The 25,298-nt window shown below is 49.8% G+C and carries 30 protein-coding genes and 1 other RNA gene; 24 read left to right on the top strand and 7 right to left on the bottom strand.

The genetic code is table 11. From position 1 onward, the window contains the following. Positions 1–12 precede the first annotated feature (12 nt). Complete coding sequence (ftsH, locus tag DXY10_RS00815) at positions 13–1,929, top strand: ATP-dependent zinc metalloprotease FtsH (RefSeq protein WP_115014990.1); 1,917 nt, start codon at positions 13–15, stop codon at positions 1,927–1,929. Between the two features lie 111 nt (positions 1,930–2,040). Here ftsH and clpP read toward each other — a convergent pair whose 3' ends face one another. Beyond that, a complete protein-coding gene (gene clpP / locus DXY10_RS00810; protein WP_115014987.1) occupies positions 2,041–2,631 on the bottom strand; it encodes an ATP-dependent Clp endopeptidase proteolytic subunit ClpP in 591 nt (196 codons plus the stop codon). 83 nt (positions 2,632–2,714) lie between these two features. Here clpP and psb29 point away from each other — a divergent pair, with 83 nt between their 5' ends. Continuing rightward, positions 2,715–3,419 (top strand): photosystem II biogenesis protein Psp29, encoded by a 705-nt coding sequence (gene psb29 / locus DXY10_RS00805; protein ID WP_115015334.1) that lies wholly within the window; start codon positions 2,715–2,717, stop codon positions 3,417–3,419. On the opposite strand, the gene DXY10_RS00800 is transcribed toward psb29, so the two are convergent. Further along, the gene (locus tag DXY10_RS00800; RefSeq protein WP_136988983.1) at positions 3,386–4,684 is read right to left on the bottom strand and encodes a hypothetical protein; all 1,299 of its coding nucleotides are present in this window, start codon (positions 4,682–4,684) and stop codon (positions 3,386–3,388) included. The genes psb29 and DXY10_RS00800 overlap by 34 nt on opposite strands. 234 nt (positions 4,685–4,918) lie before the next feature. Next, entirely contained in the window at positions 4,919–5,020 is a 102-nt protein-coding gene (gene petN, locus DXY10_RS00795; RefSeq protein WP_007097877.1) for a cytochrome b6-f complex subunit PetN, read from the bottom strand. A 70-nt stretch (positions 5,021–5,090) separates the two neighbouring features. Between petN and clpS the strand changes: the two genes are divergently transcribed. Continuing rightward, positions 5,091–5,387, top strand: a complete 297-nt coding sequence (clpS, locus tag DXY10_RS00790; protein WP_115014982.1) for an ATP-dependent Clp protease adapter ClpS — start codon at positions 5,091–5,093, stop codon at positions 5,385–5,387. 66 nt (positions 5,388–5,453) lie between these two features. Then, positions 5,454–6,110: a TVP38/TMEM64 family protein gene (locus DXY10_RS00785; protein WP_170955646.1), complete on the top strand. Its 657-nt coding sequence runs from the start codon at positions 5,454–5,456 to the stop codon at positions 6,108–6,110. Position 6,111: 1 nt separating this feature from the next. On the opposite strand, the gene DXY10_RS00780 is transcribed toward DXY10_RS00785, so the two are convergent. After that, positions 6,112–6,393 carry a hypothetical protein gene (locus DXY10_RS00780; protein WP_371411099.1) on the bottom strand — a complete coding sequence of 94 codons (282 nt, stop codon included), beginning with the start codon at positions 6,391–6,393 and terminating at the stop codon, positions 6,112–6,114. 21 nt (positions 6,394–6,414) lie between these two features. Between DXY10_RS00780 and DXY10_RS00775 the strand changes: the two genes are divergently transcribed. From DXY10_RS00775 to DXY10_RS14380, 20 genes are all read left to right on the top strand, one after another. After that, entirely contained in the window at positions 6,415–6,726 is a 312-nt protein-coding gene (locus DXY10_RS00775) for a DUF2103 domain-containing protein (RefSeq protein ID WP_115014979.1), read from the top strand. Positions 6,727–7,473: 747 nt separating this feature from the next. Further along, entirely contained in the window at positions 7,474–8,751 is a 1,278-nt protein-coding gene (locus DXY10_RS00765) for a tyrosine-type recombinase/integrase (RefSeq protein ID WP_136988981.1), read from the top strand. A 34-nt stretch (positions 8,752–8,785) separates the two neighbouring features. Continuing rightward, positions 8,786–9,085, top strand: coding sequence for a hypothetical protein (locus DXY10_RS14160; protein WP_136988979.1), 300 nt, complete (start codon positions 8,786–8,788; stop codon positions 9,083–9,085). Between the two features lie 136 nt (positions 9,086–9,221). Then, positions 9,222–9,578: a hypothetical protein gene (locus tag DXY10_RS14155; protein ID WP_136988976.1), complete on the top strand. Its 357-nt coding sequence runs from the start codon at positions 9,222–9,224 to the stop codon at positions 9,576–9,578. Beyond that, complete coding sequence (locus DXY10_RS00755) at positions 9,578–9,847, top strand: hypothetical protein (RefSeq protein ID WP_136988974.1); 270 nt, start codon at positions 9,578–9,580, stop codon at positions 9,845–9,847. Before DXY10_RS14155 ends, DXY10_RS00755 begins: the two co-directional genes overlap by 1 nt. Before the next feature lie 1,652 nt (positions 9,848–11,499). Continuing rightward, a complete protein-coding gene (locus DXY10_RS00740; RefSeq protein ID WP_244281851.1) occupies positions 11,500–12,498 on the top strand; it encodes a carbamoyl-phosphate synthase in 999 nt (332 codons plus the stop codon). Between the two features lie 1,280 nt (positions 12,499–13,778). Beyond that, positions 13,779–14,189, top strand: coding sequence for a hypothetical protein (locus tag DXY10_RS14150; protein ID WP_136988972.1), 411 nt, complete (start codon positions 13,779–13,781; stop codon positions 14,187–14,189). 150 nt (positions 14,190–14,339) lie between these two features. Further along, positions 14,340–14,948 carry a hypothetical protein gene (locus tag DXY10_RS00735; RefSeq protein ID WP_115014958.1) on the top strand — a complete coding sequence of 203 codons (609 nt, stop codon included), beginning with the start codon at positions 14,340–14,342 and terminating at the stop codon, positions 14,946–14,948. Between the two features lie 48 nt (positions 14,949–14,996). After that, the gene (locus tag DXY10_RS14145) at positions 14,997–15,290 is read left to right on the top strand and encodes a hypothetical protein (protein WP_136988970.1); all 294 of its coding nucleotides are present in this window, start codon (positions 14,997–14,999) and stop codon (positions 15,288–15,290) included. A gap of 142 nt (positions 15,291–15,432) precedes the next feature. Further along, positions 15,433–17,865 carry a DNA-directed RNA polymerase gene (locus tag DXY10_RS00730; RefSeq protein WP_115014955.1) on the top strand — a complete coding sequence of 811 codons (2,433 nt, stop codon included), beginning with the start codon at positions 15,433–15,435 and terminating at the stop codon, positions 17,863–17,865. A 424-nt stretch (positions 17,866–18,289) separates the two neighbouring features. Further along, positions 18,290–18,583: a hypothetical protein gene (locus DXY10_RS14140; RefSeq protein ID WP_136988967.1), complete on the top strand. Its 294-nt coding sequence runs from the start codon at positions 18,290–18,292 to the stop codon at positions 18,581–18,583. A 23-nt stretch (positions 18,584–18,606) separates the two neighbouring features. Next, positions 18,607–19,107, top strand: coding sequence for a hypothetical protein (locus tag DXY10_RS00725; protein ID WP_115014952.1), 501 nt, complete (start codon positions 18,607–18,609; stop codon positions 19,105–19,107). A gap of 21 nt (positions 19,108–19,128) precedes the next feature. Further along, the gene (locus DXY10_RS00720) at positions 19,129–19,350 is read left to right on the top strand and encodes a hypothetical protein (protein ID WP_115014949.1); all 222 of its coding nucleotides are present in this window, start codon (positions 19,129–19,131) and stop codon (positions 19,348–19,350) included. A gap of 260 nt (positions 19,351–19,610) precedes the next feature. Next, the gene (locus tag DXY10_RS00715) at positions 19,611–20,309 is read left to right on the top strand and encodes a hypothetical protein (protein ID WP_115014946.1); all 699 of its coding nucleotides are present in this window, start codon (positions 19,611–19,613) and stop codon (positions 20,307–20,309) included. 5 nt (positions 20,310–20,314) lie between these two features. Beyond that, positions 20,315–20,674, top strand: a complete 360-nt coding sequence (locus DXY10_RS00710; protein WP_115014942.1) for a hypothetical protein — start codon at positions 20,315–20,317, stop codon at positions 20,672–20,674. Continuing rightward, positions 20,674–21,003: a hypothetical protein gene (locus DXY10_RS14135; RefSeq protein WP_136988965.1), complete on the top strand. Its 330-nt coding sequence runs from the start codon at positions 20,674–20,676 to the stop codon at positions 21,001–21,003. The genes DXY10_RS00710 and DXY10_RS14135 overlap by 1 nt, the downstream gene beginning before the upstream one ends. A 65-nt stretch (positions 21,004–21,068) precedes the next feature. Next, entirely contained in the window at positions 21,069–21,380 is a 312-nt protein-coding gene (locus DXY10_RS00705; RefSeq protein WP_136988963.1) for a hypothetical protein, read from the top strand. Continuing rightward, the gene (locus DXY10_RS00700; RefSeq protein ID WP_136988961.1) at positions 21,380–21,787 is read left to right on the top strand and encodes a hypothetical protein; all 408 of its coding nucleotides are present in this window, start codon (positions 21,380–21,382) and stop codon (positions 21,785–21,787) included. The genes DXY10_RS00705 and DXY10_RS00700 overlap by 1 nt, the downstream gene beginning before the upstream one ends. A 538-nt stretch (positions 21,788–22,325) precedes the next feature. Beyond that, positions 22,326–22,637 carry a hypothetical protein gene (locus tag DXY10_RS00690; RefSeq protein WP_136988959.1) on the top strand — a complete coding sequence of 104 codons (312 nt, stop codon included), beginning with the start codon at positions 22,326–22,328 and terminating at the stop codon, positions 22,635–22,637. Beyond that, the gene (locus DXY10_RS14380) at positions 22,634–22,774 is read left to right on the top strand and encodes a hypothetical protein (RefSeq protein ID WP_170955644.1); all 141 of its coding nucleotides are present in this window, start codon (positions 22,634–22,636) and stop codon (positions 22,772–22,774) included. Before DXY10_RS00690 ends, DXY10_RS14380 begins: the two co-directional genes overlap by 4 nt. A 136-nt stretch (positions 22,775–22,910) precedes the next feature. On the opposite strand, the gene ssrS is transcribed toward DXY10_RS14380, so the two are convergent. From ssrS to DXY10_RS00675, 3 genes are all read right to left on the bottom strand, one after another. Beyond that, a non-coding RNA gene (gene ssrS / locus DXY10_RS00685) (6S RNA) lies at positions 22,911–23,094 on the bottom strand. A gap of 1 nt (position 23,095) precedes the next feature. Beyond that, positions 23,096–24,280, bottom strand: a complete 1,185-nt coding sequence (locus DXY10_RS00680; RefSeq protein ID WP_115014861.1) for a 5-(carboxyamino)imidazole ribonucleotide synthase — start codon at positions 24,278–24,280, stop codon at positions 23,096–23,098. A 26-nt stretch (positions 24,281–24,306) separates the two neighbouring features. Next, a complete protein-coding gene (locus DXY10_RS00675) occupies positions 24,307–25,206 on the bottom strand; it encodes a carbohydrate ABC transporter permease (RefSeq protein ID WP_115014858.1) in 900 nt (299 codons plus the stop codon). Positions 25,207–25,298 lie beyond the last annotated feature (92 nt).

Here is a 25,298-nt window from a genome sequence, read left to right as displayed (position 1 = left end):
TTCGTGTCTTCCATGAATCAACGCTGGCGTCAGATCGCTCTCTGGATTCTTCCCATCTGCGTGGCGTTGCTTCTGGGCTGGCAGCTAATCGGAAACGGTGGGATCCAGGCCCTTAACCCCAATCAAACGACAGAGGCCCCTCGGAATGCCGCCGTTGGTCGCATGAGTTATGGGCGTTTCCTCGATTCCGTGGAAGCGGGAAGGATCACAGCAGTGGACATCTATGACGGGGGCCGTAATGCCGTTGTGGAAACTGTTGACCCTGAAATCGACAACCGTGTACAGCGTCTGCGGGTCGATCTGCCTGGCCTTGCACCAGAACTAATCAATACGTTGAAAGAGGAGGGCATCAGCTTTGATATTCACCCTCCCCGCACAGCCCCACCTGCCTTGGGCTTGCTGGGGAACCTGCTCTTCCCTTTGCTCCTGATCGGTTCGCTGATCTTCCTTGCACGTCGTTCGAATGGCATGCCAGGAGGCCCAGGCCAGGCGATGCAGTTCGGCAAGACAAAAGCCCGTTTTGCCATGGAGGCAGAGACCGGAGTCAAATTTGATGATGTCGCTGGCGTTGCAGAGGCCAAGCAAGACCTGCAGGAAGTCGTCACTTTCCTCAAGCAACCGGAACGATTCACGTCAGTTGGAGCACAAATCCCTAAAGGCGTTTTGCTTGTCGGCCCCCCTGGCACCGGCAAAACACTGCTCGCTAAGGCCATTGCTGGTGAAGCTGGAGTTCCCTTCTTCTCACTGTCTGGTTCTGAATTTGTTGAGATGTTTGTGGGTGTGGGCGCCAGTCGCGTGCGCGACCTCTTCAAACGCGCGAAGGAAAACAGCCCCTGCTTGATTTTCATCGATGAGATTGATGCTGTCGGCCGACAACGCGGTGCTGGTATCGGCGGAGGTAACGACGAACGAGAGCAGACCCTGAACCAACTTCTCACTGAGATGGATGGCTTCGAGGGCAACAGCGGCATCATCATCCTGGCGGCGACGAACCGCCCCGATGTCCTCGATTCAGCATTGATGCGTCCAGGCCGATTTGATCGCCAGGTGAGCGTCGACGCACCTGACATCAAAGGCAGGCTTTCAATTCTCGAAGTTCATGCCCGCAACAAAAAGATCGATACTGAGCTCTCGCTTGAGAGTATTGCCCGACGCACGCCTGGATTCACCGGCGCTGATCTTGCCAACCTTCTCAATGAGGCAGCGATTCTCACTGCACGCCGCCGCAAGGAGTGCATCGGTCTCAGTGAAATCGATGATGCCGTTGATCGCATCATTGCCGGAATGGAGGGGCAGCCGCTCACCGATGGCCGCAGCAAGAGGTTGATCGCCTATCACGAAGTGGGTCATGCCCTGGTTGGAACATTGGTCAAAGCGCATGACCCTGTCCAAAAGGTCACGCTGATTCCCAGGGGCCAGGCCCAAGGTCTGACGTGGTTCTCCCCGGATGAAGAGCAGATGCTTGTATCTCGCGCTCAATTGAAGGCTCGCATCATGGGAGCGCTCGGAGGTCGCGCAGCGGAGGATGTCGTGTTCGGCTACGAGGAAGTCACCACAGGAGCTGGTGGAGACATTCAACAGGTGGCATCGATGGCCAGGCAGATGGTCACACGGTTCGGCATGTCTGATCTTGGACCTGTCGCGCTGGAAGGAGGCAACCAAGAGGTCTTTCTCGGCCGAGATTTGATGACTCGTAGTGACGTCTCCGATGCCATTGCCAAACAGATTGATGAGCAAGTTCGTGCGATGGTCAAGCGCTGCTATGACCAAACCGTGGAACTAGTGGCTGAGCATCGGGAAGCAATGGATCAACTCGTGGAGCGATTGATCGAGATCGAAACCATGGATGGTGATGAATTCCGAGCCATGGTTTCAGAGTTCACCACAATTCCAGACAAAGAACGTACAGTCCCCATTCTCAACAACTAAGGGAATGTCCCTTTCGGCATCAAATAAAATTACCGAGCAAAAAACCCCGCAAACGCGGGGTTTTTTCATCCAAATCAGTTGGAGAACCGCAACCTGAGCCTGATTCAACAACTAGACCGAGTGAACAGGCCGCCGATCAATCACGGAGTCGATCAGACCGTAGTCGACAGCTTCTTGAGGTGACATGAAGAAATCGCGATCTGTGTCCAGCTGAATCTTGTCAAGAGGTTGAGAGGTGCGATCAGACAGCTCTCTATTGAGCTTGTCTTTAAGAAACAGAATTTCATCAGCCTGAATACGGATATCACTTGCCTGACCGCTTGCACCACCAAGTGGCTGGTGAATCATGATTCGGGAGTGACGCAGGCTGCTTCTTTTTCCCTTAGTGCCAGCACAGAGCAAAAATGCACCCATGCTGGCGGCGAGGCCGACACAGACTGTATGAACATCAGGCTTGATGTGCTGAATGGTATCGAATATGCCTAATCCGTCATAAACCGATCCACCAGGGGAATTGATATAGAGGTAGATATCCTTTTCAGGATCCTCTGCTTCCAGAAAAAGCAGCTGAGCAACGATGCGATTGGCAGAGTCACTGGTGACTGGCTCTCCCAAAAAAACAATCCGCTCTCGAAGCAAGCGGGAATAGATATCGAAGGCCCTCTCACCCCGGCCTGATTCTTCGATCACGATCGGGATCATGTTGCTCTGCTGGTGGTTGCCGTAATCCTAACGGCGGCTTCAGCGGCGCTAGGGTCATATCCAATTTGTTTTGGTGCAAGCACTTGGGTGAGCATCTGACCATTGCTGACAGCAAAAGGGCCTTTCACAGCGCTTTCCCTCATGTGATTCCATCGCTGTATCGGCGAACTGCTGATGAGTTGCTGGTGGAGCTGCACTTACTCAGCCATCAGAAATTTTTCAAAGCTGATGCCCTGTTCGCCGTGGGGCTGAACCAGGTGTTCAACGCCTTCACTCAGGGTTACCGCCCTGATCAGCATCGGACGCCTCTGTTCATGGCGCTTTGCAGCTGCAACGGCTTCGATGGAGAGGCGCTGATCAAACTTGCTGCAGACAGTGAATCGGCTGTTGAAGGCCATTCATTCGAGGACGTTCAAGGCTGGGTCCGCGAGAAAGGTGCTGGAGCGCCAGAAGCGATGGCCAAGGCATTGGATCAAGCCAATCAGCCGAATTTTCACTATTCGCGCTTGATGGCAGTCGGTCTGCTCACCCTGCTAGCCAAAGCTCAGGGAGAGCAAAGCTCGGACCCTGCCGAACTAGCAAAGCTGGCGCACGAACTGAGTGAACCGCTGGGGATGACGAAGGACCGGGTTGAAAAGGATCTGGGTATCTACAACCGCAATCTGGAGCGGATGGCTCAGGCCGTTGAACTGATGGAAGAAACCCTTGCTGCCGAACGACGCAAGCGCGAACGACAAGACGAAACCACACAATCTCAGGAGGTTCCTGAAACGGGCAGCGAAAGCTGACCTCGCAGCTCAAACCACTCAGGTTCGCCAGCAGTGCCAAGGGTATGCAACGAAAGCTGCAGTGTTGAGGATTGCCTCAACACCCTCGGCCAGCTGCCGCTCAGCAGCTTGTGCCGAACGATCTGAGCGGGATCAGCCAAAAGAATCAATCTCAGGTCTGCTGTCTTTTCAGGAAGCAGTGGTGGAAATGGTTGTTGAGCCGGTGCCATGCCAAGACCGATGCTGAGCAAGGACTGATTCGAGGGGAGCTGAAGCCATTGCCAACCACCAGCCACAGTCCCTTCTTGCGTCAGGGGATCGGTCCACAGAACAGCCTTCGCTGGCATTAACTGAAGGCCCTGATCACGCAGTCGTCCGCCGATGGCATCAAGTGACGTTTGAAAGGACTCTCGTTCAGCTTCCGGCTTCAACTGCAATTGAACGCCCGCTTGAAAGAAAGCTGGCGTCTGCGGGAGAAGCTCTAACTGGAATGGTGATTGCAGCAGTTGAGTGCGTTGTCGACGCCCCAATCCATAAAATTGTTCCAGGGGTTGACGAATGATCTGGCGCGAGATCAAGGCCGACATCAGCAAACCGATGTTCCGCCCCTGGATCTGCAGTAACGGTTTGATCGCATTGGATCCAGACTCAGTGCTGAGCGACGACAACGCAAGCTCAGGATTCGAAAAGGTATCCCGCACAGCAAGGGACGGAGGCGCAGCAGCGAAATCACGGGGACCAACCCAGCCATGCCACTGGAGTTGACGACCGCGCATGCGCAGAGCAAGACAGCCGTGACGGGCCTGCTGCAACAACGGAGAGAGTGCACCACTGAGCCGAGCCAGACCCTCAGGCCGCCACTGCACCGAAGCGGAGCGGTCAAGACGGCGGATGCAGGCGTCTTGAAGGGGGGACACAACAGCCGGAGCCTTGCCTTCTTGGCCCAACCATTGCTCGAGATGCTGTTGATTGAGCGCATCTGCACTGATGAGGATTAACCCATCAAGATCTCGTGCGAAGAGCTTGGAACGTTCGCTCGATGTGAGCAGGTGAGCCGGTAGTGCGAGGTAGTTCTGACCATCTGCAGTCCAGGCTTGCCACCAGATCCCTCGGCCTAGCCGCTTCCAGAGGGATAAAGCAGGCTTCACACCAAGCCTTTGATACCAGAGCTGTGGCGGTGCCTGGGTCGGATCGCCTTGGAAGCTCTGCAGCAATGCCGCGGCTGAGGACAACCTCAGCAGACCGGCGCGTCTAGCTGTGCGAACCGAAGCAGTGGTGCAACTCACACCAAGGATGGAAACCGATAGGAGCAGCCCAAGACCACCTACCGACCAAGGAGATCGGGCAACAGAGCCGATCAGACCTTGCCAGATCCTTTTCCTTTGCGCCGACGGCCACGATCCCGCCATTCAATTATGGAGAGGTAAATCACAGCAACACTGACGAAAACCAACAGTGCTCCTGCGGTGATAGCCAGCACTTGACTCAGGGCTGGCGACTGCAGCGCTTCAGACAACACCTCAGAAGTTCAGGGTGCCGTCACCATTGCGACCCCACACCACCATGGCAATCGAGAAGCTGAACATGGCGGCCAGGGATGCCCAGGCAAAGGTGAACAGCATGGGAGGGGTGATGCGAGTGCGACGATTTTAACTAGCCTCCTCCCTCAATCCGCCAGTACTGTTGATTCTCATGACAGGCTCCACTGCCGGCTCCGCCACCCTGCTGGAACGTTCGCGCACCACGCAGGGCTATCCCCAGGCCAGGGTGATCGTTCTCAATGACGACGTGAACACCTTTCAGCACGTCGTGGATTGCCTCTGCCGGATCATTCCAGGAATGGGCACAGATCGGGCCTGGAAACTTGCTCACAAAATCGATAATGAGGGCTCAGCGGAGGTCTGGTGCGGCCCACTCGAGCAAGCTGAGCTCTACCACCAACAGCTCGGTGCAGAAGGCCTGACCATGGCGCCGATTGAGCGCTGCTAAGCCAGAGCCTCCAAAACTGAGAGCAATCACTCGCCGTACAGTCCCTTGGACGAACGGAACCACGGCGTGCCTGCTTTCAAGAGAGCACTGAAGATCACCCTGTGGGTCGCGCTCTTTGTCATCGCTGTCTTTTTTCTCCAGCGCTACGGGCTTGAACCGTTGCAAGAGATCGTCAAAAAGATGGGGTTTTGGGCTCCGTTAGGACTGTTTCTGCTGCGTGGGATCAGCATCATCCTGCCAGCGCTACCGAGTTCGATCTACTCCCTGCTGGCAGGATCTTTGCTTGGTTTCAAGGTCGGTTACATCACGATCGTCCTTGCTGATTTGGTGTGCTGTGGAGCTGCATTCGCCATCGCCAGAACGTGGGGACGTGAACCGGTCAGCAAGCTTGTAGGCCAAAAAGCGATGCAACGCATCGACGGTTTTGGCAAAAACCAACTCGAGGGAAATTTCTTCCTGATGACAGGCTTACTGATGACAGGTCTGTTCGACTTTCTCAGTTACGCCATTGGCATCAGTCGCACACACTGGCGAGTCTTTGCGCCCGCTTTGGTGATCAGCGTTTTGATTAGCGACTCGATCATTGTTGCTGTGGGCGCTGGCGTGACCCAGGGAGCCAGCGTGATGCTGTTCGTCGCCTTGTTTGCGATGTTCGGTCTCGCCGTTCTAACCGGCCTGGTCAAGCGGCGGGAGAAGAACGCCAGCCCATCGCAAGACTTCTAACTCATGCTGCGGGTTCCCGTCTTGAGCGAGCCAGACGCATCAGAACCGACGTCTGCAAACGCTTGCTCTCATTATTCAGCACGTAACGCATCACTCTGCCTGGGCTATAGGCGAGGCCACGCACCTCCAAGCCATGCAGCTCTGTGGTGAGCACACAGGCGTTGGGCCCATGGCGCCTGAGTAACGGCTCCCCGACCAAAAGCCGCAGGCTATCCACTGACTTGAGCATCACGACCAGCAGGGCTCTCTCTTTGTCGTAGCCAAAGTCGCTAGCTTCAGCCAACTCTGAAGACCTGCTTCAACCTTGGGCCGGCTGGTAATCACACACAGCACATACCTGGAGGGTTTGATTCCTTGGCTCAAAGCCCTGGCAGCTGATGAGGCGATCCAGACCATCACACCGGCTGTGATCGCCAGGGTGCGGGGCCGATCCCAAGGCTTAAGACTTCGGCTCTCAACCCCAATGCTGGGCGGCTACAAACTTGTTGCCCGTCGGGGAGCGACGGTGCAGGAGGTGTTTGTCGTCACGAACCTGGCTGCTGAAGAACTGCAACGCAGGATCGATTCTTGCCAACCTGGGGCCTCGATCAAAGGGCGCTCATCCGCCAAGAGCTGATCAGCACAGCAGCGTGCTGGTTGCAACGACAGGCCAATCGCAAAGAAGCAGAAAACATCGGACACTGATCCAGCGACGCCACACTGATGCAGGAGGCTGAAGCAGACCCCGAGCTGGCCTCAGACTTTGACAAATGCTCAGGTGACAGCGGCAATGAACGTTCAAAGACCTCACACTGCACGAGAGTGGGCCCAGCTCCAGTTGAAACGGTTGCTTGAGCTGATCGGAGACATGACGGCGATGGGGTCTGCAAGCAACACCATCGACCAGTTCAATCCCCAACAACGCCGCAATCTCGATGGCAACTGGCGCTGAAAGCCAGACCAAGCTGATCCCGAACCATCCCATCCAGGCGATGTCATTGCCATCCGCATGAGCAGGGCTGCTGCGACGTCATTCAGTCGCATTGTCTGACAGCACTCCTGTTTCGGCTGATTTCAGGATGCTTCCATGGGCGCTAACCGGAAGCGAGTGGGAAGGAGTACGGACGATGCGAACAAGGTCCGATCACTGCACATTGAGGTGGTCTGTTCGAGGGATATCGAGCGAAGAAGACCGCTTAAGGGCTGCGCCGATCAACGTTGGCTTTCACGCCATGAAGAAGGAAGAGGGTGAACCGCTGTGCCGTGCGAGCCCCAGTGATCGACCTGAATAAACTTTCTAAGCCCAAGACCCCAGTAATAGCTTAAATACTGGACTTAGAACTGCTCTGTGGGTACCTTTGTGGGTACCGCGTGTGGGTACCGCATGACCTTTCGAGTTGGACAAGAGAAGGGTCGAAGCGGTTGGTATGTGTTTGTCACAAGACCCAAAGCTCTACGTTCCAAAAGGGGATCCAAGACCGTCAGAAAGAAAGGCGGCGATACCCGTGAAGAAGCTCTCAAGAACGCTCTGAGGATCGAAGCGGAGTTACTGCAGCAATGGGCCAAGGAAGCAGATGCAGACCCTTTCATGGCTGCAAGAGAGCAGTCTCAGGCCACTGGGCTGTCACTTGATGAGGCACTGGACAACACGCTTAGAGCTGAGAACTACAAACCACAGGAACGGGAACGCTTGCTGCTTGGTCTGTACGACAAAGCTGATCTTGAGAAGCAGGGTCTAGAGGCAACTCTTACTAGAAGCGAAGAAGCCAAACTCGAAGAGGTCAAATCAGATATCAGACCGTGGAGCGAGTGGGTCAAGGAAAGGAAAGCATTAGAAGGTCTCGCTAATTCAACGATCGTGAATTGGGAAACCAAGCTCAAGGGATTATCGGAGTGGTATGGGTCAAGTGTTGTCGGCACCATGGACCGCAAACAAGCCAGTGAGTACAAATTATTCCTTGCTCAGAAAGGGATGAAACCTAATAGCATCAGCAATTACTTAGGAACCTTCAGCGGATTCTGGAATTACGCCATAACCAAAGGAGAACTAACTACTGAAAACATCTGGAAGGGACAAAAGAAGAATCTTCCTAAAGCTAAAAAGAGACAAGCACTCGATCCACAACTACTGGAAGCAGCAGAGACTAAGGCAGAACAGCTTGAAGATATTCGTTTCTGGTTTGGACGATATCAAGGTCTACGGAAAGAAGATTACTGTGGGCTGCGCTGGTGTGATCTAGACATGAACGCTGGTGTCATGCATCTAGAGCGTTACGAGTGGAACGGACAAATGAGGAACCTAAAGCTAAAGGAAGGTGGTGAAAGAACTATCCCTATTCACAGCAAACTAATTCAAAAGATCAGACTGATGCTTCCAACAGCTTTAATCAGAAATGACAACGAACCAATATGGCCAAAGGATTACAAGTCAAAGCTCGAAGCATGGGGCGTAACTTGGGCAGAAACTTTTAAATACAGATATGGGTTTGGCTCACATGATCTGCGCTCTTACGTGGTGACACAGATGATGCTCCAAAACATAAACCCTTATTACCTTCATGCCATCACTGGTCATACGGTTCCAGGTACGAGCAAGGTTGTCCTGGGATATGTAGCTCCGACCTTGGACCAAGTTCGAGAAGTGTTGGAGCTGTTGGAGTAGTCATAGTCCAGTGATTCGGCCCTAACTTATAGCCATGAAACAAATTCCCCTCCTTGGCACTCTTATCCTTTCAACTGCCGTAGCGGTGACATCTTGTTTCCCATGGACAAGCCCAGAACGTGATGCAGCGAATAAAGCTTGTCGTGCATGGTTGAGCAAAGGGCTTGAACTTTTGGGGCCAACAACTGGAACAGTATATGCGCGTCTTTGTGCAGAAGACAAAGAGGCAAAGCAGTTTTTAGGGAAGGAGAATAGTGCGGTTTTAGATGGAACGTTTGACCTTGAGACCATGGAAGTAGATGATTGGAAAACCATAAAGCGGTTCCCTTATTAGGCTCATAGTTTCGCTCAGGCACTGTTGTCACCCCCGAGTGGATGGGCCGATCCCGCCGATAACGATGCTTGTTGGCAGACGGCCTCCATCAACAACTGCTTTTAAGCTGCAGCTAGAGCGAAGGGAAGAGGACACCATGCCAACTCTTGAGCAGTTCCGTCAGTTGCGGGCTGGTGTGCCGCTTGAAACTCAAAGTGAGCTGATCACGCTCATGAGCCAAAACCCTCAGTTGATGTTTGAGCGGATTGTGGAGCTTGCGGCAGAGAAGGGCATGACCATCAGCGTTGAGGAAGTCAAAGGGTTCCTGGCGCAGATGGATGAAGAAGAAGAGTTTGACGACATCGAACTGGATGCCATCGCCCTGACTGCCATCGCTGGTGGTTATGGGGTTGGTCGTAAAGGTTGCTGCCAAGAGGAAGCCCATGACGAGCCCTGGGGGCGTTGCCCTGGCATGAGACCCATGCGTAAGTGGTTGTTCGGGAGGAACGCCTGATGACAACGCTCAACGACTTCAAAGCTCTCCGCGCCTCGGTCTCTCCTGAGGTTGAACAGGAGCTTTATTCACTCTTCTACTCAGACCCTGCTGCTGCTCAGCAGAAGATTGTAGAGATGGCAGCAGAGAAAGATGTCACCCTGTCTGTTGATGAAGTTCAAAGTTTCCTTCAGCAGATGGATGCTGATGATGAGTTCGATGACTTTGAACTGGATGCCGTGGCGTTAGTCGCTATTGCTGGTGGATACCACCACCAAGGTCGCTGCTGAACGATGATCCGGAATTCACTAGGCATTTTTATCGGACTCCTAACAACCTCGTGGTTCTGGACCGCACAGGCTGCAGCTGCTACCTGGATCAATACCGATAAAATAAGCAATTCTAGAAACTTACAAATGCAAATAGATATAGACTCAATTAATCACAAAACAGATTGGATTTACTTTTTAAAGAGGATCTACAATCTTGACGACTCGAAAGCATACAAGCCCTGGGATGTAGCAATTAACTGCTCGAAAGGGATGCTAATGGAAAGATTTTCAGGTTCAGACGAATACGAATCAACTCAGTTTCGGCGCAATGGCAGGTGGTTTAAAGACTTTGTCCACAGAAATGACCCAAGTGACGTAATCAGCATGGAGGTCAAACCTGAAGAAGATGCGTATAGAGAGAAAACGTATCTCTTAATTTGCAACAGGTATAAGCGGTAATAGCAAGTCGAAACCAAGCCCCGCCACGAGCGGGGTTTTTTATTGCCAAACCGAAGTCCTAAGAAATGAATAGGACCACTCAATAAACAACACTGCTGAGCTTCTAGCGAAGCCCATTACGTGTCGCTATCTCGTGGTCCCTACCTGCTACGTCCTTGGCACCAGTCATAAATAATTAAACTACCTATAAATCAATGAAATACGAACACTATGTAGGACCAAAGAATCCTATTATTAATTTAGAAACAGATGTTCCTGCATATCCAATCTCTGAAAGAGAGAAGCATCCATTCGGATATAGGATCTCTGAAGATGAAGCTATCTACCTCTGTACTACTAGGCAGATGAAACAGCACCACTATGGTCGCTCTCGATTCAAAGGTGTATCTGAAGCCTTCAGTGTCGGTGTCTAGCGACACCTCAGCATCTGACCCTAATTACTCCAAAATAGGCCGTTCAAATCGCCTAGAACAGGCCTCTGGGGTTATTTTTACTGGGATCTCAGCTATTGGCTTACTAGTATACCTAGACCCAAAATATAACCCTTTTAAGACCCTTTGAAGGCCTTGTAGACGCTTGTATGTTGCCCGTGTGGAGCAGGTGTTTCTCAGAAAAAATATTATTTAAAAGGTCGATGGATTTTGACTGAATTCTGTCTGCCCATATCTCTATAGCGCCCGGCCCTGCGCACCCCCATACCGGGTCTGGATTGGGCGGTGTCTGAGCAGAAAAGGGAGGGGGCATGAAAGAAAGAAAGAAGAAGGAGGGTTATGGCCTGTGGCGGGCGGGCATGGAGGAATATTTTTTCCCTTTCCCGCGCATCTCCAAGGCAGGGCTCATGATGGCTTCACTGAAGAAGCTAGTGATACCAATGGATCTCAGCTCATGCTGTGCTCTATCGCGCTGGATGATAAGTCCAACTTGCTGAGTAACTGTCTTTAATGCAGGTACTCTGGACCAATATCAGAAGTGATTAGCGCTGCATCTATACCTTATTGATAGATGCTCTCATTAATGCTGACCGTGCCTTTAGCCGTAGCTTGCTTCTTCGGTTAACCGTACCTCTATCAATCTCTCGGTATCAGTGCGCCGAAGGAAAGATGGCAAGACTCCTAATTTGTTGGTGTATGTGATTGCCCGTATTCATTTCCATTAAAGATCCTGTCCATACTTGTTAAAGACGGCATCATGCGCGGACTGACGCCTGATCCATGCACCAGTCCCTGCGCCTGTCGTTATCGCTGAGTGGTGTTGCAGCGCTGGCACTGGCTGGCACACCTTTTCAACCAGTAGCTGCTCAACAGGACGGCAGTGCAGAGGATCTCGGTGATGTGATGAGCATCAGCCTCAAGGATGTGGTGAAGCCCACCTTGGGCTTCCAGGGCGCACTACAGGGTGCTGGAACGCCAAACCAGGCAGGGATCGGCGGCTTCCTGCCTCTCTCTGTAGGCGACAACAGTGTGTTCTTTGCTGATGTGCTGCTCAACGCCAACTTTGCTGATCGAGCTGGCGACAGCAGCATCATCAACACCGATGTGGCTGGGACCACCATCAGCACTTCAACGCGCCTTGGCTATCGCTGGCTGAATGGTGATCGCAGTTGGATGTACGGGCTGAATGCTGGTTATGACAGCCGCCCGATGAATACAGGAGGCACCGACACCGGCATCAATGTGAGCGGCACAGAGAAGAGTGCTTTCTTCCAGCAGGTGGCAGTCAATGCAGAAGCTGTTTCTAATGACTGGAACTTCAATGCCTATGCCTTGGTTCCTGTCGGTGAGAAAGATGCTCAACTCAACAGCGCTTATCAAGGCGGTTCACTCAACACCTATGGGCTTGATGTTGGTTACTTCATCACTCCAGTGGTGAATGCTTCTGTTGGCTATTACTACCAAAATGGAGACCTTAGAACCGCTGATGGTTCTGGCGTACTCGGACGCTTGGCTTATGAAATGACAAGTGGCGTCACAGCAGGAGTCAATATCTCCTACGACGAAGCATTCGATACCAGAGTTTCAGCAGACCTTAAAGTTCGCTTTGGTGGTCCAAGTACAGCAACAGCTAAGAAGAAAAAGTGGGAAAACCCAACAATTAATGCCCTCACTGCATCACCCAAGAACAGGGATGTGCGGGTGCACGATCGGAAGTCAAACCCTTTTACATGTACCGTAACACCTTCGGCATGTGCGCTCGGAGACATTTCACCGTAACACCTACGTGTCACATGGAGACTTCGTACTGTTGCAACAAATATAGTCATCGGAGAACACGTAAATGTTAAAAATTAGAATAAAAACCTGCTGTACTACCCCGGCCCCTTCAACTTGACCCTAACTCCCAAAGCCCTTGCAATTGCAGGGGCTTTTTATTTCTTAAATCACTTGCTAATCACGCCTAAATGCCATCCAATGCCTGGCACGATTGAGGGCAGTTGAGCTGAAATGGTCATGGCTTGATTAGTAATCAAGCCTGCAATCAACTATCAACTCCGGCCAATACTCGTTCAGCGGGAGCAATCAGCTCAGACTCGCTTGCCTTAGTGCCATGAGAGCCAGTGATGTTGACGAGCATTTTAGTTACGATCTCAATAAATATATTACCAAGGCCACAGGAGCAGGAGAACGAATGGCTCAATGACTATAACAACCAAGCATCACGTCACCACTATTAATCATGACACTAACTAAGCAACAAATGAAGCAGGCTCAGACACTACATGAAAGCGGTGTGTCGTGGTCAATAGTAGCTGCACTATTCAAAACTGATATCAACAACCTACGCAAATGGAGGAAACATTATAGCAACGATTAGTATTATGGCGACTCCGTCGTCACCTAAAGATTTATCAGCTCAGTACGCTTGTCTATTAAGAAAGGCTGAGCGAACCAACAACAGGAAAGACGCATTGTCTCTGATCCATCAGGCAGATGCTGTCCGTCATGAGATGGCCAAGCATCAGCCAAGTTATCCCTCAATGCTCTAAACATGTTCGGTTTTCACTACCATGATTCTGCTTTGAATGGTGTATAGTGATTGAGCGGATTGGTTGATTAGTCAATCCAGCACCCAAGCATTTTAAAAACTGAATAGAGACCCCACTCAACAAAGGCGTACTAGGCGAGGGACCCCGGCGAAGGGTAAGGAGGCAACTCCGAAGATGATCCCAAACTCCCGGCGATGGGACGGTACGAGAGCCGCAGCAGAGAGAGCCAGAGGTGAGTTCTTACGAACCCAAGATGGCTACACCCAGGTATTTCCTGGACTAGGTCTCCCTGGAAGAAAGAAAAAACATGAGTGTGGAGGAGAGAGAAGAGAAAGAAGCTGGTGCCAGACCAGTTCAAGCCTCTGGCTCCTTTGAAGGTGCATCTCTGTTTTAAAGCTCTCAGCATTCTCTCAGCCAAATATCCCCCAAATGGGTGATGTGGAAGGTGGGGTGATGGGGCGATGGTGAAGAGGTCCAGGAGGGATGACCTCCACACACCTTCCAGCCATGAAACTCTTCACAGCCTTTGCCGCTTCTGTACTTGCTGCCTCTAGTTTGATCTCAGCTCCTGCTTCAGCAAATGAATGCTTTGGTCTGACTGGGTTTGATGCTTCTCAATGTCGAAATCAGCAGCGCAGTAAAGCTTCAAAAGCACGTTCCTACCAGATCGCCAGAAGCTGTCCTGCAGGGACTCAATATCACAAGATCAAGTCTGGTGGTCTGCTCTTCAAAAGAACAATCGCTGAAGGTTGTTATACACCTTATGAAGCCGCACAGCTAAAAATGCAAGCTGATGGCATCGAACAAAATAGACGAGCAAATGTCATGCGTAATATAAACGCCAACAGACAGCGTCAGTGCTTCGGTAGTGCAAGTTCCTACGGCAATACCACCTACGGAAATGCAACCTGCTACTGATTAATTCTTGTCGGGAAGCCTGATGCCTATTGGCTGAAAGCTATACAAAACTCGAAAGAGGAAAGCAGGGGGCGCTGAGTGTGTCGCCATCCATCTCCCGACACAACTTTTTTCATTTAATCCTGCTCAATTCACCTGTTTGAGGAAGTAATGATCCGAGCCACACTAATAACATTTGCTTTTCTCGCAGGCAGCCTGCCCGTTTCCGCTGCTGGTGATGTAGCTCCTGAAATTCATGAGCTATGCATCTCTGCCGCTGACTATCGGGGTTGCATTGAGGCTCAAGCAGGCACGCCTGAATACCTCGGCAACAAGTGCCCCTCAAACCACGCATATGTCGGAGGTGGCAAGTGCCAGCGTGTTTACTGCGACTGGGTTGGCCTCGGTGGGGGGCACCATGAGCCTCTAGTTGCCGGTAAATCCACCTGGCGTTGCGGGAACAACTACAACTTCTGGGAAGATGAGCTGCAGGTCGGAATCCTTCGCCTTGGTGCAACCGTTGATATTGAGCAAACCGATGATTGTCCTTCAGTAGCACCTAAGAAGGGTTGGAACAGCAGCTGTGAACACGCTGCAAACAACTGGCGAGCAGTGGAGGCTGAGGCCAAGCGTCCTAAATGCAGCGACAAGTTGGCACCATTTGATTGCAACTGGCGGGCCTACCTAGATGCCAATCCGAGCACAAAGGCATGGGCTGAGGCAAATCCTGCCATGGCAGAACAAGAAAGAATCAAACTCATTGCTGATCCCCTCAAATGATCCGCTCCCGATACAAATTTTTTATTTTTGAATTCAAAGGCCACTCTAATGAATGATCCCAAAAAAGAACTCTCTAAACTTCAAGCAGAGATGGACAAGGCAAGAGAAGATGCTGCCAATGCTCAAAGGGCTGCGACACTAAAGCCAGTTGTATATAAACCACAAAAATCTGGATTTGATGTGGTGATCGTAGGAGCTGGAATGCTCATTGTCCTTGGGCTGTCAGTGGCACTTGCAAGTCAACTTACAAAGGATCAAGTCACCGCTTTGACTGCAGGAAGTATTGGTGGTGCTGGCGGCCTTGTAATTGGATATGGAATTAGACGTAGTAAAGGCAAATGAAACAGTGTCATTGAGTAGATACCACATTTTCCCAGTCACTACCTAACGCCAGCTAGACCGCGATGGTCCTTGATCGAATCAAGGGCTGGTGTATTGGTTCCCTTTGCCGCGATGGCATTGGGATCCAAACCTCTTGAACTAAATGATTAAAACGAATTTACAAAAAGACTTTGAATACCAGAGTCACAAAGCAGCTGTTGCTCGCCTCGAGAAGCAGCTACGTGAGGCTAAGGATAAACAATATTTTTCCTCAAGTCTCCAAGCACGAACCACCATTGATAGCTATGTCATACCCACATCGAATGCAATCACAGACTGGTTCTCTGAAGCATTACAAGGTAGAGCAAAGACCACTGCCACAGTCTGCGTTGCGCAGGACATGCTTGGTTGGATGGAATTTGTTAAGCCTGAAGTAATAGCAGCTATCACTCTTAAGTCAGTCTTTGATCTACATGGTGTCTATGAAAAGATGACAGTTGCCAAGGCTGCCAACTTTGTAGGTACAAGAATCGAAGATGAAGCAAGATTTAGATACTACGAACTGGTGTCACCTGAGGATGTAGTTCAAAGGATGAGACGTAGAGCTAATGAAGCGGGATCTTCCCCAAGCTACAGAAGAATCAGCACTAAATTAATCACTGAAAAAATTCTAGTTAAAGACCATGAGTTTAGTTCTGAGCAACTATGGAAACCATGGAGTTCTCATTACAGATGTGCCATTGGTGTATCTTTGATTGAACTCTGTAAGAGTCTTGGCATTGTTGATACACAGCTAGTCAAACGAGGTAAGAAGAGCTATAAGTTCTTAGACCTTTCACCTTCTGCCTGTGATCTACAGGATCAACTATTTAGTGAATGCTGTGAGGTGTCTTACCTGAAGTGGCCATTGATTGACAAACCAATATCTTGGCGGCATCAACCTGGCGAAGCAAGGAAGAACACAACAGGGGGATACCATACAGATTCATATCGTAAACAGTTACCGCTATGTCGTGGCAATCATTATCGATCTGAGTTTGGTGAAGAGTCTGTCAAATTTCTGAACACAATTTCTGAGACAGCCTGGTGTATAGATCACAAAATTCTTGGCTTTGCTCAGAGATTGCTGAATAAAGAACAGAGCCTTGGTTCATTCAAGGTGTTGTCAAGAGACCCAAGACTTGATGAACGGATGCCTGAATATCTCACAGCCTTACCTAAGGATCATCAAGACAGAAAGCAATGGGTTAGAGATAAGGCTGATCTTCATCAACGCCATTCAGAACAAAGACGAAAGACAGTTAGATCCAGGCAGTCTGTGGGTATTGCTCAGCAGTTCCTGAAGCAGCCCCGTTTCTTCCTGTCCTGGTCAAACGATTACCGAGGCCGCGTCTACGCTCAACAACCATGGCTTAGTCCGCACAGCACAGATGCCGAGAAGGCATTGATCCGATTCGCTGATGGATGCAAGTTGGATGAACGTGGTCAATGGTGGGCAGCTCAAGCTATTGGTGCTGCTTACCTTGGCTCACGTCTTAACTTCAATGACCGTGTCCAGTGGACCTATGACAATGCTGACTTGATTAGTCGTGTTGCTTCTGACCCTTACTCAGCTATTCATGAACTAGAGAAAGCTAAAGAACCCTGGACATTCCTACAACTTTGCTTTGAATGGCATGAGGTTGTCATAACTAAGCGTCAACACCTTTGGCATATTGCTGTTGGAGCTGATGCCACAGCAAGTGGTCTCCAGTTGCTCAGTTCGATGCTGAGGGATGAGACCGGGATGACTTACAGCAACGTCCTACCACCATCAGATCCTTCTGATCCACCACAGGACAGTTACCTGGAGGTGCTGAGGATTGCTCGAGATCTTGCTGTGAAGAATCCAGATACTGCTCACCTTGCAGAGCACCTAGTACATAGAGCTATCGGCAAGACCACCATGGTCATGTTGTATGGAGCCAAGTTCATCACCGTCAGAGACAGAGTCAAAGACGCTCTGATTGATGTTGATCTTTATCCGACTGTCTTGGATAGTAAAGACCTCAGTTCAATCACACGGCTGGTACAAGAAGCATCTGCGATGGTCTTCCCTGCTGCATTTAAAGCACTGGAGTGGCTGGCAAAACTGGCCAAACAAGCAGTGGATAATGGACTAACTGAATTTGAATGGACTACTCCTAGTGACGACACCATTCGACTCAGGGAGTTTAAATACAAATCCATTGACATTAGGACTGGTCATCTAGGAAAGGTGACGGTTCCTCAAGGTGTAGATGGTCCTGATACAAAAAAGATCCAAACTGCCTGTCCTCCTTCCTACATCCATTCCTGGGATGCTTCTCTTCTCAAGATTGCATTTACTGAATGGTCAAGACCTATAGCTGTTATCCATGACTGTCTGAAGGTTCAACCTGTGGATATGGATGCTGCTTTAGAAAACATCCGGAGAGGCTTCTACAAGGTCTGTGAAGGCGATCCTTTAGCAGACCTAGCAGATTCCTTAGGAGTGACAGAAGAACAGCTCCCAAGGCTCACACAGGGTAAGGGAGAGCTGACACAAGTACTTGACTCTGTCTACCTGTTTAACTAAAGACACACCTCTTTCCAATACCACGATGCAAATAAAATATCATCTATAAGGAAGGGGTAAAAAATAGACAACAAATTCACCTCCTCCAAACTTGACAGTACTATGAAGAGGGGGAGGAGAATCCCAAATAGACAAACAAAACCTAGTGTTATACGAGGAGAACGCCCGAAGGGCAAGTTCGACGAGTTAAACCTAGATTAGGACTGATGCCAAGCGGTCAGTGCCCTGGAGTAGGGCTCATGAAATGAGCAGGACTCCCCTGCACTAACTGTACTAGCACCAGCCTTAATAGATAAAAGACTGATGCCAGGGAGACTAGTGCCCTGCAATAGAGCACATGAAATGTGCATGATTGCCCTGCACTAATAGCCCCTGCACCAGCCCCTATCACATTTGAATTGCTAAACCTTATTGCTAATTAATTATGCAAGCCATTTCTAATACCACCCAAACAAAGCAATCCACTGCACCGAAGACTTACCGTCCAGATTTTGTCTTTGTAGTACAACTGCATTCTGGCAAGTTCGTCATTGGACAAGCCAACAATCCTTCAAAGCGTATTGCAGCCATTAACTCAGGATTGAATCCAAGCGTTAAAGGTACACTACAAATCAATAATATCGTAGGTATTAAAGAGCAAACTGAACAACGGAGTCTTATTTCTGTTGTCAATATGTTTGTCAATAAATACGGTGTTGACAATGTGATTACTGTATAAACTTAAAACTAAATTGATTCCTAATGAACTTTACTTATTCTGAACGTAAAACCTTTTTTAATGACCAGTCTGTCTTAGTGCCAAGTGAGCATGAAATAAGTTTCGATGCTTATCTAATTGACAGTGACTTTCTTGTTAGACCAAATCGTTATGGCGAGTTTATTGCCCAGTATCAACCATTGGACATGGGCGCTATGCATATGTTGTATGAAGCAGGAGAGAGGGCTTTATCTGAGGTGTTGATGTCAATGGGTTCAGACTCAATGAAAGAGCCCAGGCCAAACTACGAGAAAAGAGATGGATCTTTATTTACAAGCCAACTCTTTGCACCAAAGTTAAATATAGATCCTGATGACACTGACGGACCATTCTTTCAACCTAGTCCACAGGTGTCTGTTAGGGCTAACTTCCATGATCGTGAAGATGGCATGATCTATCTTCATGCACAGTACATTGACTTTTACGAGAAGACACCATTGCCTGACCTTGGTCGTCCTGAACGTGAATGTGACATTGACTTTTAATAGACAGTAGAGCTATCAATTATGAGTAACCATACTGAGCAGGTTCAATCCTGCAAGGATTACATCGAAAGGAAGTACAGCAGGACTACTCCATTTCCTATTGACTGGGAAGCGGATGAAGTATTGAACTGTATCAACCATCAAGAACCTAACAATGAGAAGCGAGCAGCAGATTTGCCAACGTTTGTCATGGCTGGTGTGATGAGGCAGTTTCAGGCAGATAAGCAGCTTGAAATGACCTGACACCAACACCGTCCAAACCAAATGAAGACGATAAAAGCTTTTGAGGGTTTCCTTGTCATCGCGAAACCTTTCTAGTTGTTATGCAACTAATTACTCGGGTCATGTAATTTCTAGTTTCCCAAGGAATCCTTTTCTTGGTTTTCAATTACCTATCTACCGATAAGGGAGTTGCAGTTGTTCGCACTCCCTTAACCAACCAATACTTAGTTAGACAACTACAGTCTGACTGATTTTACTGAACACTTTATTTGACTTTAATAATGAACTTTAACCATGGGGCAACAGTAACCCCCGATATCTCTCTTGATCCAACTACAGGCGAAGAGGTGATCTCTTACGATAATGCCAATATCGATTGGGCAGGACAAAGAGATGCTGTCCTTACTGAATTTGATCGACACCAGGATGAACTACTTACGTTCAATGAATTCAACGGGGATGTCGAACATGAATACGACACGACTCACTCCGAAGATTTTCTAAGGGGAGCTGAGTTACCTGAATATGATCTCGAGCAACTTCGTGGTCTTGTTGGTGGTGATGATGCCTTTAATGATCTTAAGCAATGGGGGTCTCAGAATCTCAATCCAGAACAGATCCAAGAGTTTGATCAGATCATGGCATCCAATGACTACCCAGTCATGGAAGAAGCCATCTTAAATCTCTACAACTATTATCTGGAGAACTGGTCTGGTGAAGATGCGTACGAAGAGTATTCAGAACCTGAGCAAGAGATCGAAGAAGAGTCTGAACAGGACGAACTAGATATTCAATTCAATGAGTCTGTCCTTGAGCATTTTGGAGATGAGAATTACCAGGCAATGACTGAGTGGGCTGCAGAAAATCTTCGTCCTCAAGATATCGAAGCTTACGACAGGGCTATGGATAGTCCCGACCATGACTATAAATCTCAAATGATCAACTGGTTGTCTGAGCAATACCAAAATTCTATTTACTGATTTAAATGACTAACAACAACCCTGAACTAAACCTGAGTGATCCTTCAACTGTTGAAGCGTTGATTAATGCTGATGCTGTGAAACCTCCATCAGCACCAGCCCAAGAGATTGAATCAAAGATCAAACAAGCACAAAAGTCAGCAACCTTCTCAATGAAGTTGTCGGCTGATGCTATTGAGACTTTGAAACGTCTTGCTGCTTCTCGTCGTATTGATTGGAAAGAGTATCTACGGAATGAAGTAGAGAGCAAGATCGTCAATCAAAAGATCGGAATGCCTTCGATTGACACACCATCCATTGGTTTGGAACCTACGAATAAAATTGTTGGTCCTTCTGCAAAGACAAGAATTCGTAGGATTGGCTGATGGAAGATGAACTTTATCTTGTTTGTCCTTGTTGTTCTTGTGATCTCACTGTTGATGCTGCTGGTGAATTAATTGCACTTGAGACACCACAGCTAGAACCTAATGAATCTCATGGGATAGGAGGCCTGCGTGTTGAACACAGCGGCGTCACTCCTAATGAGATCAAGCTGCAGAACCAACAGCATCACAAGAGACGAGAATCGCTGACTGACGTACCGATCCTTGGATCAAACCCTAAAGCCATCGAGTTTGAACAATCAATTCTTGATGCCAATAATGCTGACCTATCGCGTCGAGCTATCAGACCCCGTACTAAATCAAAACAATGAACAAGCCAATGACTTTTACAAGTGCCAAACCAACTAGCAAACTTCAATACCTTTGTAGCTGCAGGGTGCGTTTGGATGACGAACAGAAGCATATCCTCAAGAATGCTTATAACGCTATCAAGGCTGCCCACACGCCGGAACCAAAGCCAAGCATTGGTGGCTCAACAATTAAAGCAGACACGATCTACAGAGTGAACTCACGACTTGGGCTCTGTGACCTGACTATTACTGACTTGCTCAATACTCGTGAAAGCATCGCATTGACGACAGTCTTGTCATTGCAGGTGGCTCTTGGCGTTGTTGCTGTCACCAAAGAGGACGTACTGAAAGCATTTGATGGATATGCAAACTATGTGTTCCAAATTGGTCAAGAGTGATGAATGAGCACTATGGATATAAGCAACGCCCTCCACTGTCTTCACGATTGAAAGTCGAAGAGGCAACTGTTAGATCCAAACGAGTTACTCCTACACGGCAACCAACTGGCATCAAAGCTGGTCTTGCTGATATGGGCATCAAGTACCAGAAGCCTGTCAAACACCTAAGGAAGGTGCAGAAGGACAAGATCTTTGTTCAAGGCCAAGAGGAGGGCTCAATCGCAGAAGAGTTGTTCCTTGATGGCCTGGAGTATGGAGATGGCGCTATGTCTGGAGAAGATCGTCATATGGTCTCTCTTTTGACTGATGCGTCTGATGAGGATGTAGCGCTCTTTGAAGAGCTGTGTGATGAAGCGGAGTATCAAGAGGCTGTCCAACAGTATTACTACTATTCAGGCGAGTATTAGTAATCTTCCTGGCACCAGCCACCTAAATAAATAACAGCGGGATGCACACCGCTAGGAGAATTGACCAGGAGTCTCTCTTCTTAAATTGATCATGCAAATCAGAGTAGTTATGTGATTTGACCTTTTAGGTCTGTCAGAAGACTTTGAGGCAGGGAATTTTTCTAATTAGCATTAAGTTCTCTTCTCTGTCTCTACAAGCCGCTGCGTATAGACGAACGATCTCTAAGGGAATGAGAAGGGTGGACTCGGACCTGAAGAGATCAATCCTGATGCAAGTTCAGGTAGTGGCAATTTTTTAATCAATACAAATGAAAGTAAATCGAACTTACCTGACGTCTCAAATAGACGTACACCATAAACGCTTTGTGTCTGCTCTTAAAGAGCTAAGAGAAGCTAGTGGACTCCAGCGTGAGCTACTGATCCAAGATCTTGCTGATGCTCACCAATCTGCTGTTGAGTTAATGGACAAATACTCTGCCTATGTTGATGGCCCGCATAAGGTGATGTTGGTCCATATGACTTCCCGCTCCATTCAACAGTGGATCGCATTTTTGAAGATAGACAACGCCAAGAAAAACCTTATTACTACATCACTATGACTCACAACTACAACCAAATCCTTGATGGTATCAATGACCAAATTGCAGATCTACAAGCTGCCAAGACCAGCTATGAGCAACAGATCCTCTCGATCCAAGCTGAGTTGGACCGTATCCCTCAACAGATCGCTGAACTTGAACTGTTGAAGACGGCCACTGAAGGTCTGGCCAATAATGCCATCGATGTGAACCTGAATCTCAATGTGACGGGTACCAACCTCAGGACCCACTCAACGCCTGTTGGGTCATGAGCGCCTCTCAATATCTAAAGAGGCTTCAGATCGAAGAGGTCGATGAAGAGGACGTCGGCTGCCAGTACCTCAAGGTTGTCCAAGTCGTGGAGGTGTTGGACCAAGAAGGCAACCTGTTCCCAGAGCCCAACGAGTGATGCCGTCCCAGTACCAGCACCAGCCCTCATAACCCCACCGACACTCTTAACAAAACAAAACTGTGGGTACCGTTCTGTGGGTACTTTTGTGGGTACTTCTCAGGATGTGTCTCAACAAGAACCCAGTCGTGGAAAGGGGTGAACCGCTGTGCCGTGCGAGCCCCAGTGATCGACCTGGAAGAACCAGAAGGGGCAACAAAGCGGGGATTCGTTTCCGGCTACGAGGCCGGTTTACGGCACCGTCACGACAGTCGCCCCAAGTCGATAGAGAGTCAGATCAGAGCACTAGAGAAAGGCCGTCACCAACACAGCAGTCCCTCATCAATTTAAGGGCAAAGGCCAGATAGAGCGCACCCGTTGCAAGGCGTCCATGGCCTGACGCAAGCGACTGGATGCGTCCTCGCCATCGAGCACAACAGTGACATGACCCAGTTTTCGACCAGGACTTTCACCTTGCTTGTCATACCAATGAAGATTGAGGGAAGGTTCAGCACGCAGGGCAGAAAGGCGTTGATCCAGAGAAGTCGCTTGATCGGCAGGCAACCCCAACAGATTGACCATCAATGCCCCGGGCACCTTGAGGACAGGATCGGGAATGTCGAGGCCAGCTGCAATGCAAAGTTGTTGATCAAACTGACTACTGTGACAGGCCTCAATCGAGAAATGGCCCGAATTGTGAGTGCGTGGAGCAATTTCATTCACAAGTAACCCCTTAGATCCGTAAAACATCTCAATCGCCATCACACCCACGTAGTCCAATGTGGTGAGAAGGGATGCAGCAATGTTGTATGCAGTGGCCTCAACGAGCTGCTCAACATCCGCCGGCGCAAACACCCAATCACAAACCTGGTTCGATTGGTGCGTCTGAGCCAAAGGCAGAGCCCGAACCCGGCCGGACTGATCGCGACTGACCACCAGGGCCAGTTCGCGCTCGTAATCGACCCAGGCTTCCAAGAGCCAGTCGTCAGGATCGACGGATCGCAACAGTTCAGCCAGGCAGTCAATGGTTTTCAACACCCTGGTGCCCCTGCCGTCGTAGCCACCGGTCACGGCCTTGGCCATTACAGGGAACGACCAGCCCTTGGGTAATGACGGAGAACCTGGATCGATAGAGATCAGTTCAACCCAGTCAGGACTTGGAATGGATAACCGATCGAGCAGTTGACGTTGGTGAAGCTTGTTCACCAGGGGTTTCAGACTGGCCAGCGAGGGGCGAAACCGAGCTCCTTTGCGCTCAAGAGCTGTCAGGGCTTCAATGCTGACCCACTCATTCTCAAAGGTGATGCTGCTACATCGCTTCAGCAATGCCTGAGTGGCGTCAGCATCAACAGGATCCGCCTCAATGACGTCCGCCGCAATCTGGGCAGCTGGATCAGCCAGAGAAGGGGTCTGGACGATCACCTCCACATTCCGCTGACGAGACGCATCAACGAGCATCCGTGCCAGCTGACCACCGCCAACGACGCCTATCCGGGAGAGTCGGTTGTCAGCTGCTGCGCTGGTCATGAAAAGGGGGTTGTGGCTGATGGTGTTCAGATCAATCCTCGCTCGCCGGCGAAAACCAAACGAAACAGAGTCAGGACCATCACCAGCAGGAATAAGGCCAAGCCAACTGTGCAGGCATAGCTGATCTCGAGTTCCGAAAACGCCTGGTCATAGACGTAATAGACAAGGGTGCGGGTCGAATCGGCTGGCCCACCCTGGGTCATGAGAAACACCTCCTCAAAAACCTTGGTGGCCGCGATCGCAGAAATCACTGAAACAAGAGTGATATACGGGCGCAAAAGGGGAAGAGTGATATCAACATGTTTACGCCAGCCATCGCTGCCATCCAGCTCAGCAGCTTCATAGAGCTCCTGAGGGATGCCCTGCAAGCCTGCGAGAAAAATCACCATGTAATAGCCAAGCCCCTTCCACAACGTCACGAGCATCACCGAGGGGAGTGCCAGAAGCGGGTTAGTGAGAAACCCGATTGGCGCAAATGCGTCTCCTAGCAACGCCACCAGCCAGCCGTTCACCAGACCGTTTTCGGCGTAGAGCCATCGGAACGCGATGGCTGCCACCACAATCGAAACGAGCACTGGTGTGTAGAAGCCTGCACGGAGGACATACATGCCCGGTAAACGACGGTTGACCAGAACCGCCAGAGCGAGTGACCCCAAAACGATGGGGGGAACGATCCCAATCAAATAGAGCAACGTGGTGATGAGCACCCGATAAAACATCGGATCCAAGCTCAACCTCTGCAGATTGGCGAAGCCAACAAAGCGCAGTGGTTCGGAAACATCCAGGCCGGTCTGGGTGAAAGTCATCACCAAGGCCATCAAAGCAGGCACGAGCACCGAAATGGCCAATAACACCAGCGCAGGTGTGAGAAAAGACCAGGCCGTAATTGTCTGGCGCCATTTGCCTAGGTCAAGCCTGTGGCCCATGCACTCTCAGCATTCTTCGCGGAGGTTAGGAGGGATAGCCGATCTAGACGGCAGAGTGGTGCGGTCTTCTGCCGCGCCCCATGGCGCTGATT

The sequence above is a fragment of the Synechococcus sp. UW140 genome (assembly GCF_900474295.1).
GTDB lineage: Bacteria > Cyanobacteriota > Cyanobacteriia > PCC-6307 > Cyanobiaceae > Synechococcus_C.
The sequence above is the reverse complement of the archived record's forward strand: the minus strand, read 5'-3'. Positions and strand labels throughout refer to the sequence as shown.

Coding starts and splice junctions, on each gene's coding strand:
- ftsH (WP_115014990.1), top strand. CDS start 13: ATGAATCAACGCTGGCGTCAGATCGCTCTCTGGATTCTTCCCATCTGC.
- clpP (WP_115014987.1), bottom strand. CDS start 2,631: ATGATCCCGATCGTGATCGAAGAATCAGGCCGGGGTGAGAGGGCCTTC.
- petN (WP_007097877.1), bottom strand. CDS start 5,020: ATGCTGTTCACCTTTGCCTGGGCATCCCTGGCCGCCATGTTCAGCTTC.
- clpS (WP_115014982.1), top strand. CDS start 5,091: ATGACAGGCTCCACTGCCGGCTCCGCCACCCTGCTGGAACGTTCGCGC.
- DXY10_RS00765 (WP_136988981.1), top strand. CDS start 7,474: ATGACCTTTCGAGTTGGACAAGAGAAGGGTCGAAGCGGTTGGTATGTG.
- DXY10_RS14160 (WP_136988979.1), top strand. CDS start 8,786: ATGAAACAAATTCCCCTCCTTGGCACTCTTATCCTTTCAACTGCCGTA.
- DXY10_RS14155 (WP_136988976.1), top strand. CDS start 9,222: ATGCCAACTCTTGAGCAGTTCCGTCAGTTGCGGGCTGGTGTGCCGCTT.
- DXY10_RS00755 (WP_136988974.1), top strand. CDS start 9,578: ATGACAACGCTCAACGACTTCAAAGCTCTCCGCGCCTCGGTCTCTCCT.
- DXY10_RS00740 (WP_244281851.1), top strand. CDS start 11,500: ATGCACCAGTCCCTGCGCCTGTCGTTATCGCTGAGTGGTGTTGCAGCG.
- DXY10_RS14150 (WP_136988972.1), top strand. CDS start 13,779: ATGAAACTCTTCACAGCCTTTGCCGCTTCTGTACTTGCTGCCTCTAGT.
- DXY10_RS00735 (WP_115014958.1), top strand. CDS start 14,340: ATGATCCGAGCCACACTAATAACATTTGCTTTTCTCGCAGGCAGCCTG.
- DXY10_RS14145 (WP_136988970.1), top strand. CDS start 14,997: ATGAATGATCCCAAAAAAGAACTCTCTAAACTTCAAGCAGAGATGGAC.
- DXY10_RS00730 (WP_115014955.1), top strand. CDS start 15,433: ATGATTAAAACGAATTTACAAAAAGACTTTGAATACCAGAGTCACAAA.
- DXY10_RS14140 (WP_136988967.1), top strand. CDS start 18,290: ATGCAAGCCATTTCTAATACCACCCAAACAAAGCAATCCACTGCACCG.
- DXY10_RS00725 (WP_115014952.1), top strand. CDS start 18,607: ATGAACTTTACTTATTCTGAACGTAAAACCTTTTTTAATGACCAGTCT.
- DXY10_RS00720 (WP_115014949.1), top strand. CDS start 19,129: ATGAGTAACCATACTGAGCAGGTTCAATCCTGCAAGGATTACATCGAA.
- DXY10_RS00715 (WP_115014946.1), top strand. CDS start 19,611: ATGAACTTTAACCATGGGGCAACAGTAACCCCCGATATCTCTCTTGAT.
- DXY10_RS00710 (WP_115014942.1), top strand. CDS start 20,315: ATGACTAACAACAACCCTGAACTAAACCTGAGTGATCCTTCAACTGTT.
- DXY10_RS14135 (WP_136988965.1), top strand. CDS start 20,674: ATGGAAGATGAACTTTATCTTGTTTGTCCTTGTTGTTCTTGTGATCTC.
- DXY10_RS00700 (WP_136988961.1), top strand. CDS start 21,380: ATGAATGAGCACTATGGATATAAGCAACGCCCTCCACTGTCTTCACGA.
- DXY10_RS14380 (WP_170955644.1), top strand. CDS start 22,634: ATGAGCGCCTCTCAATATCTAAAGAGGCTTCAGATCGAAGAGGTCGAT.
- DXY10_RS00680 (WP_115014861.1), bottom strand. CDS start 24,280: ATGACCAGCGCAGCAGCTGACAACCGACTCTCCCGGATAGGCGTCGTT.
- DXY10_RS00675 (WP_115014858.1), bottom strand. CDS start 25,206: ATGGGCCACAGGCTTGACCTAGGCAAATGGCGCCAGACAATTACGGCC.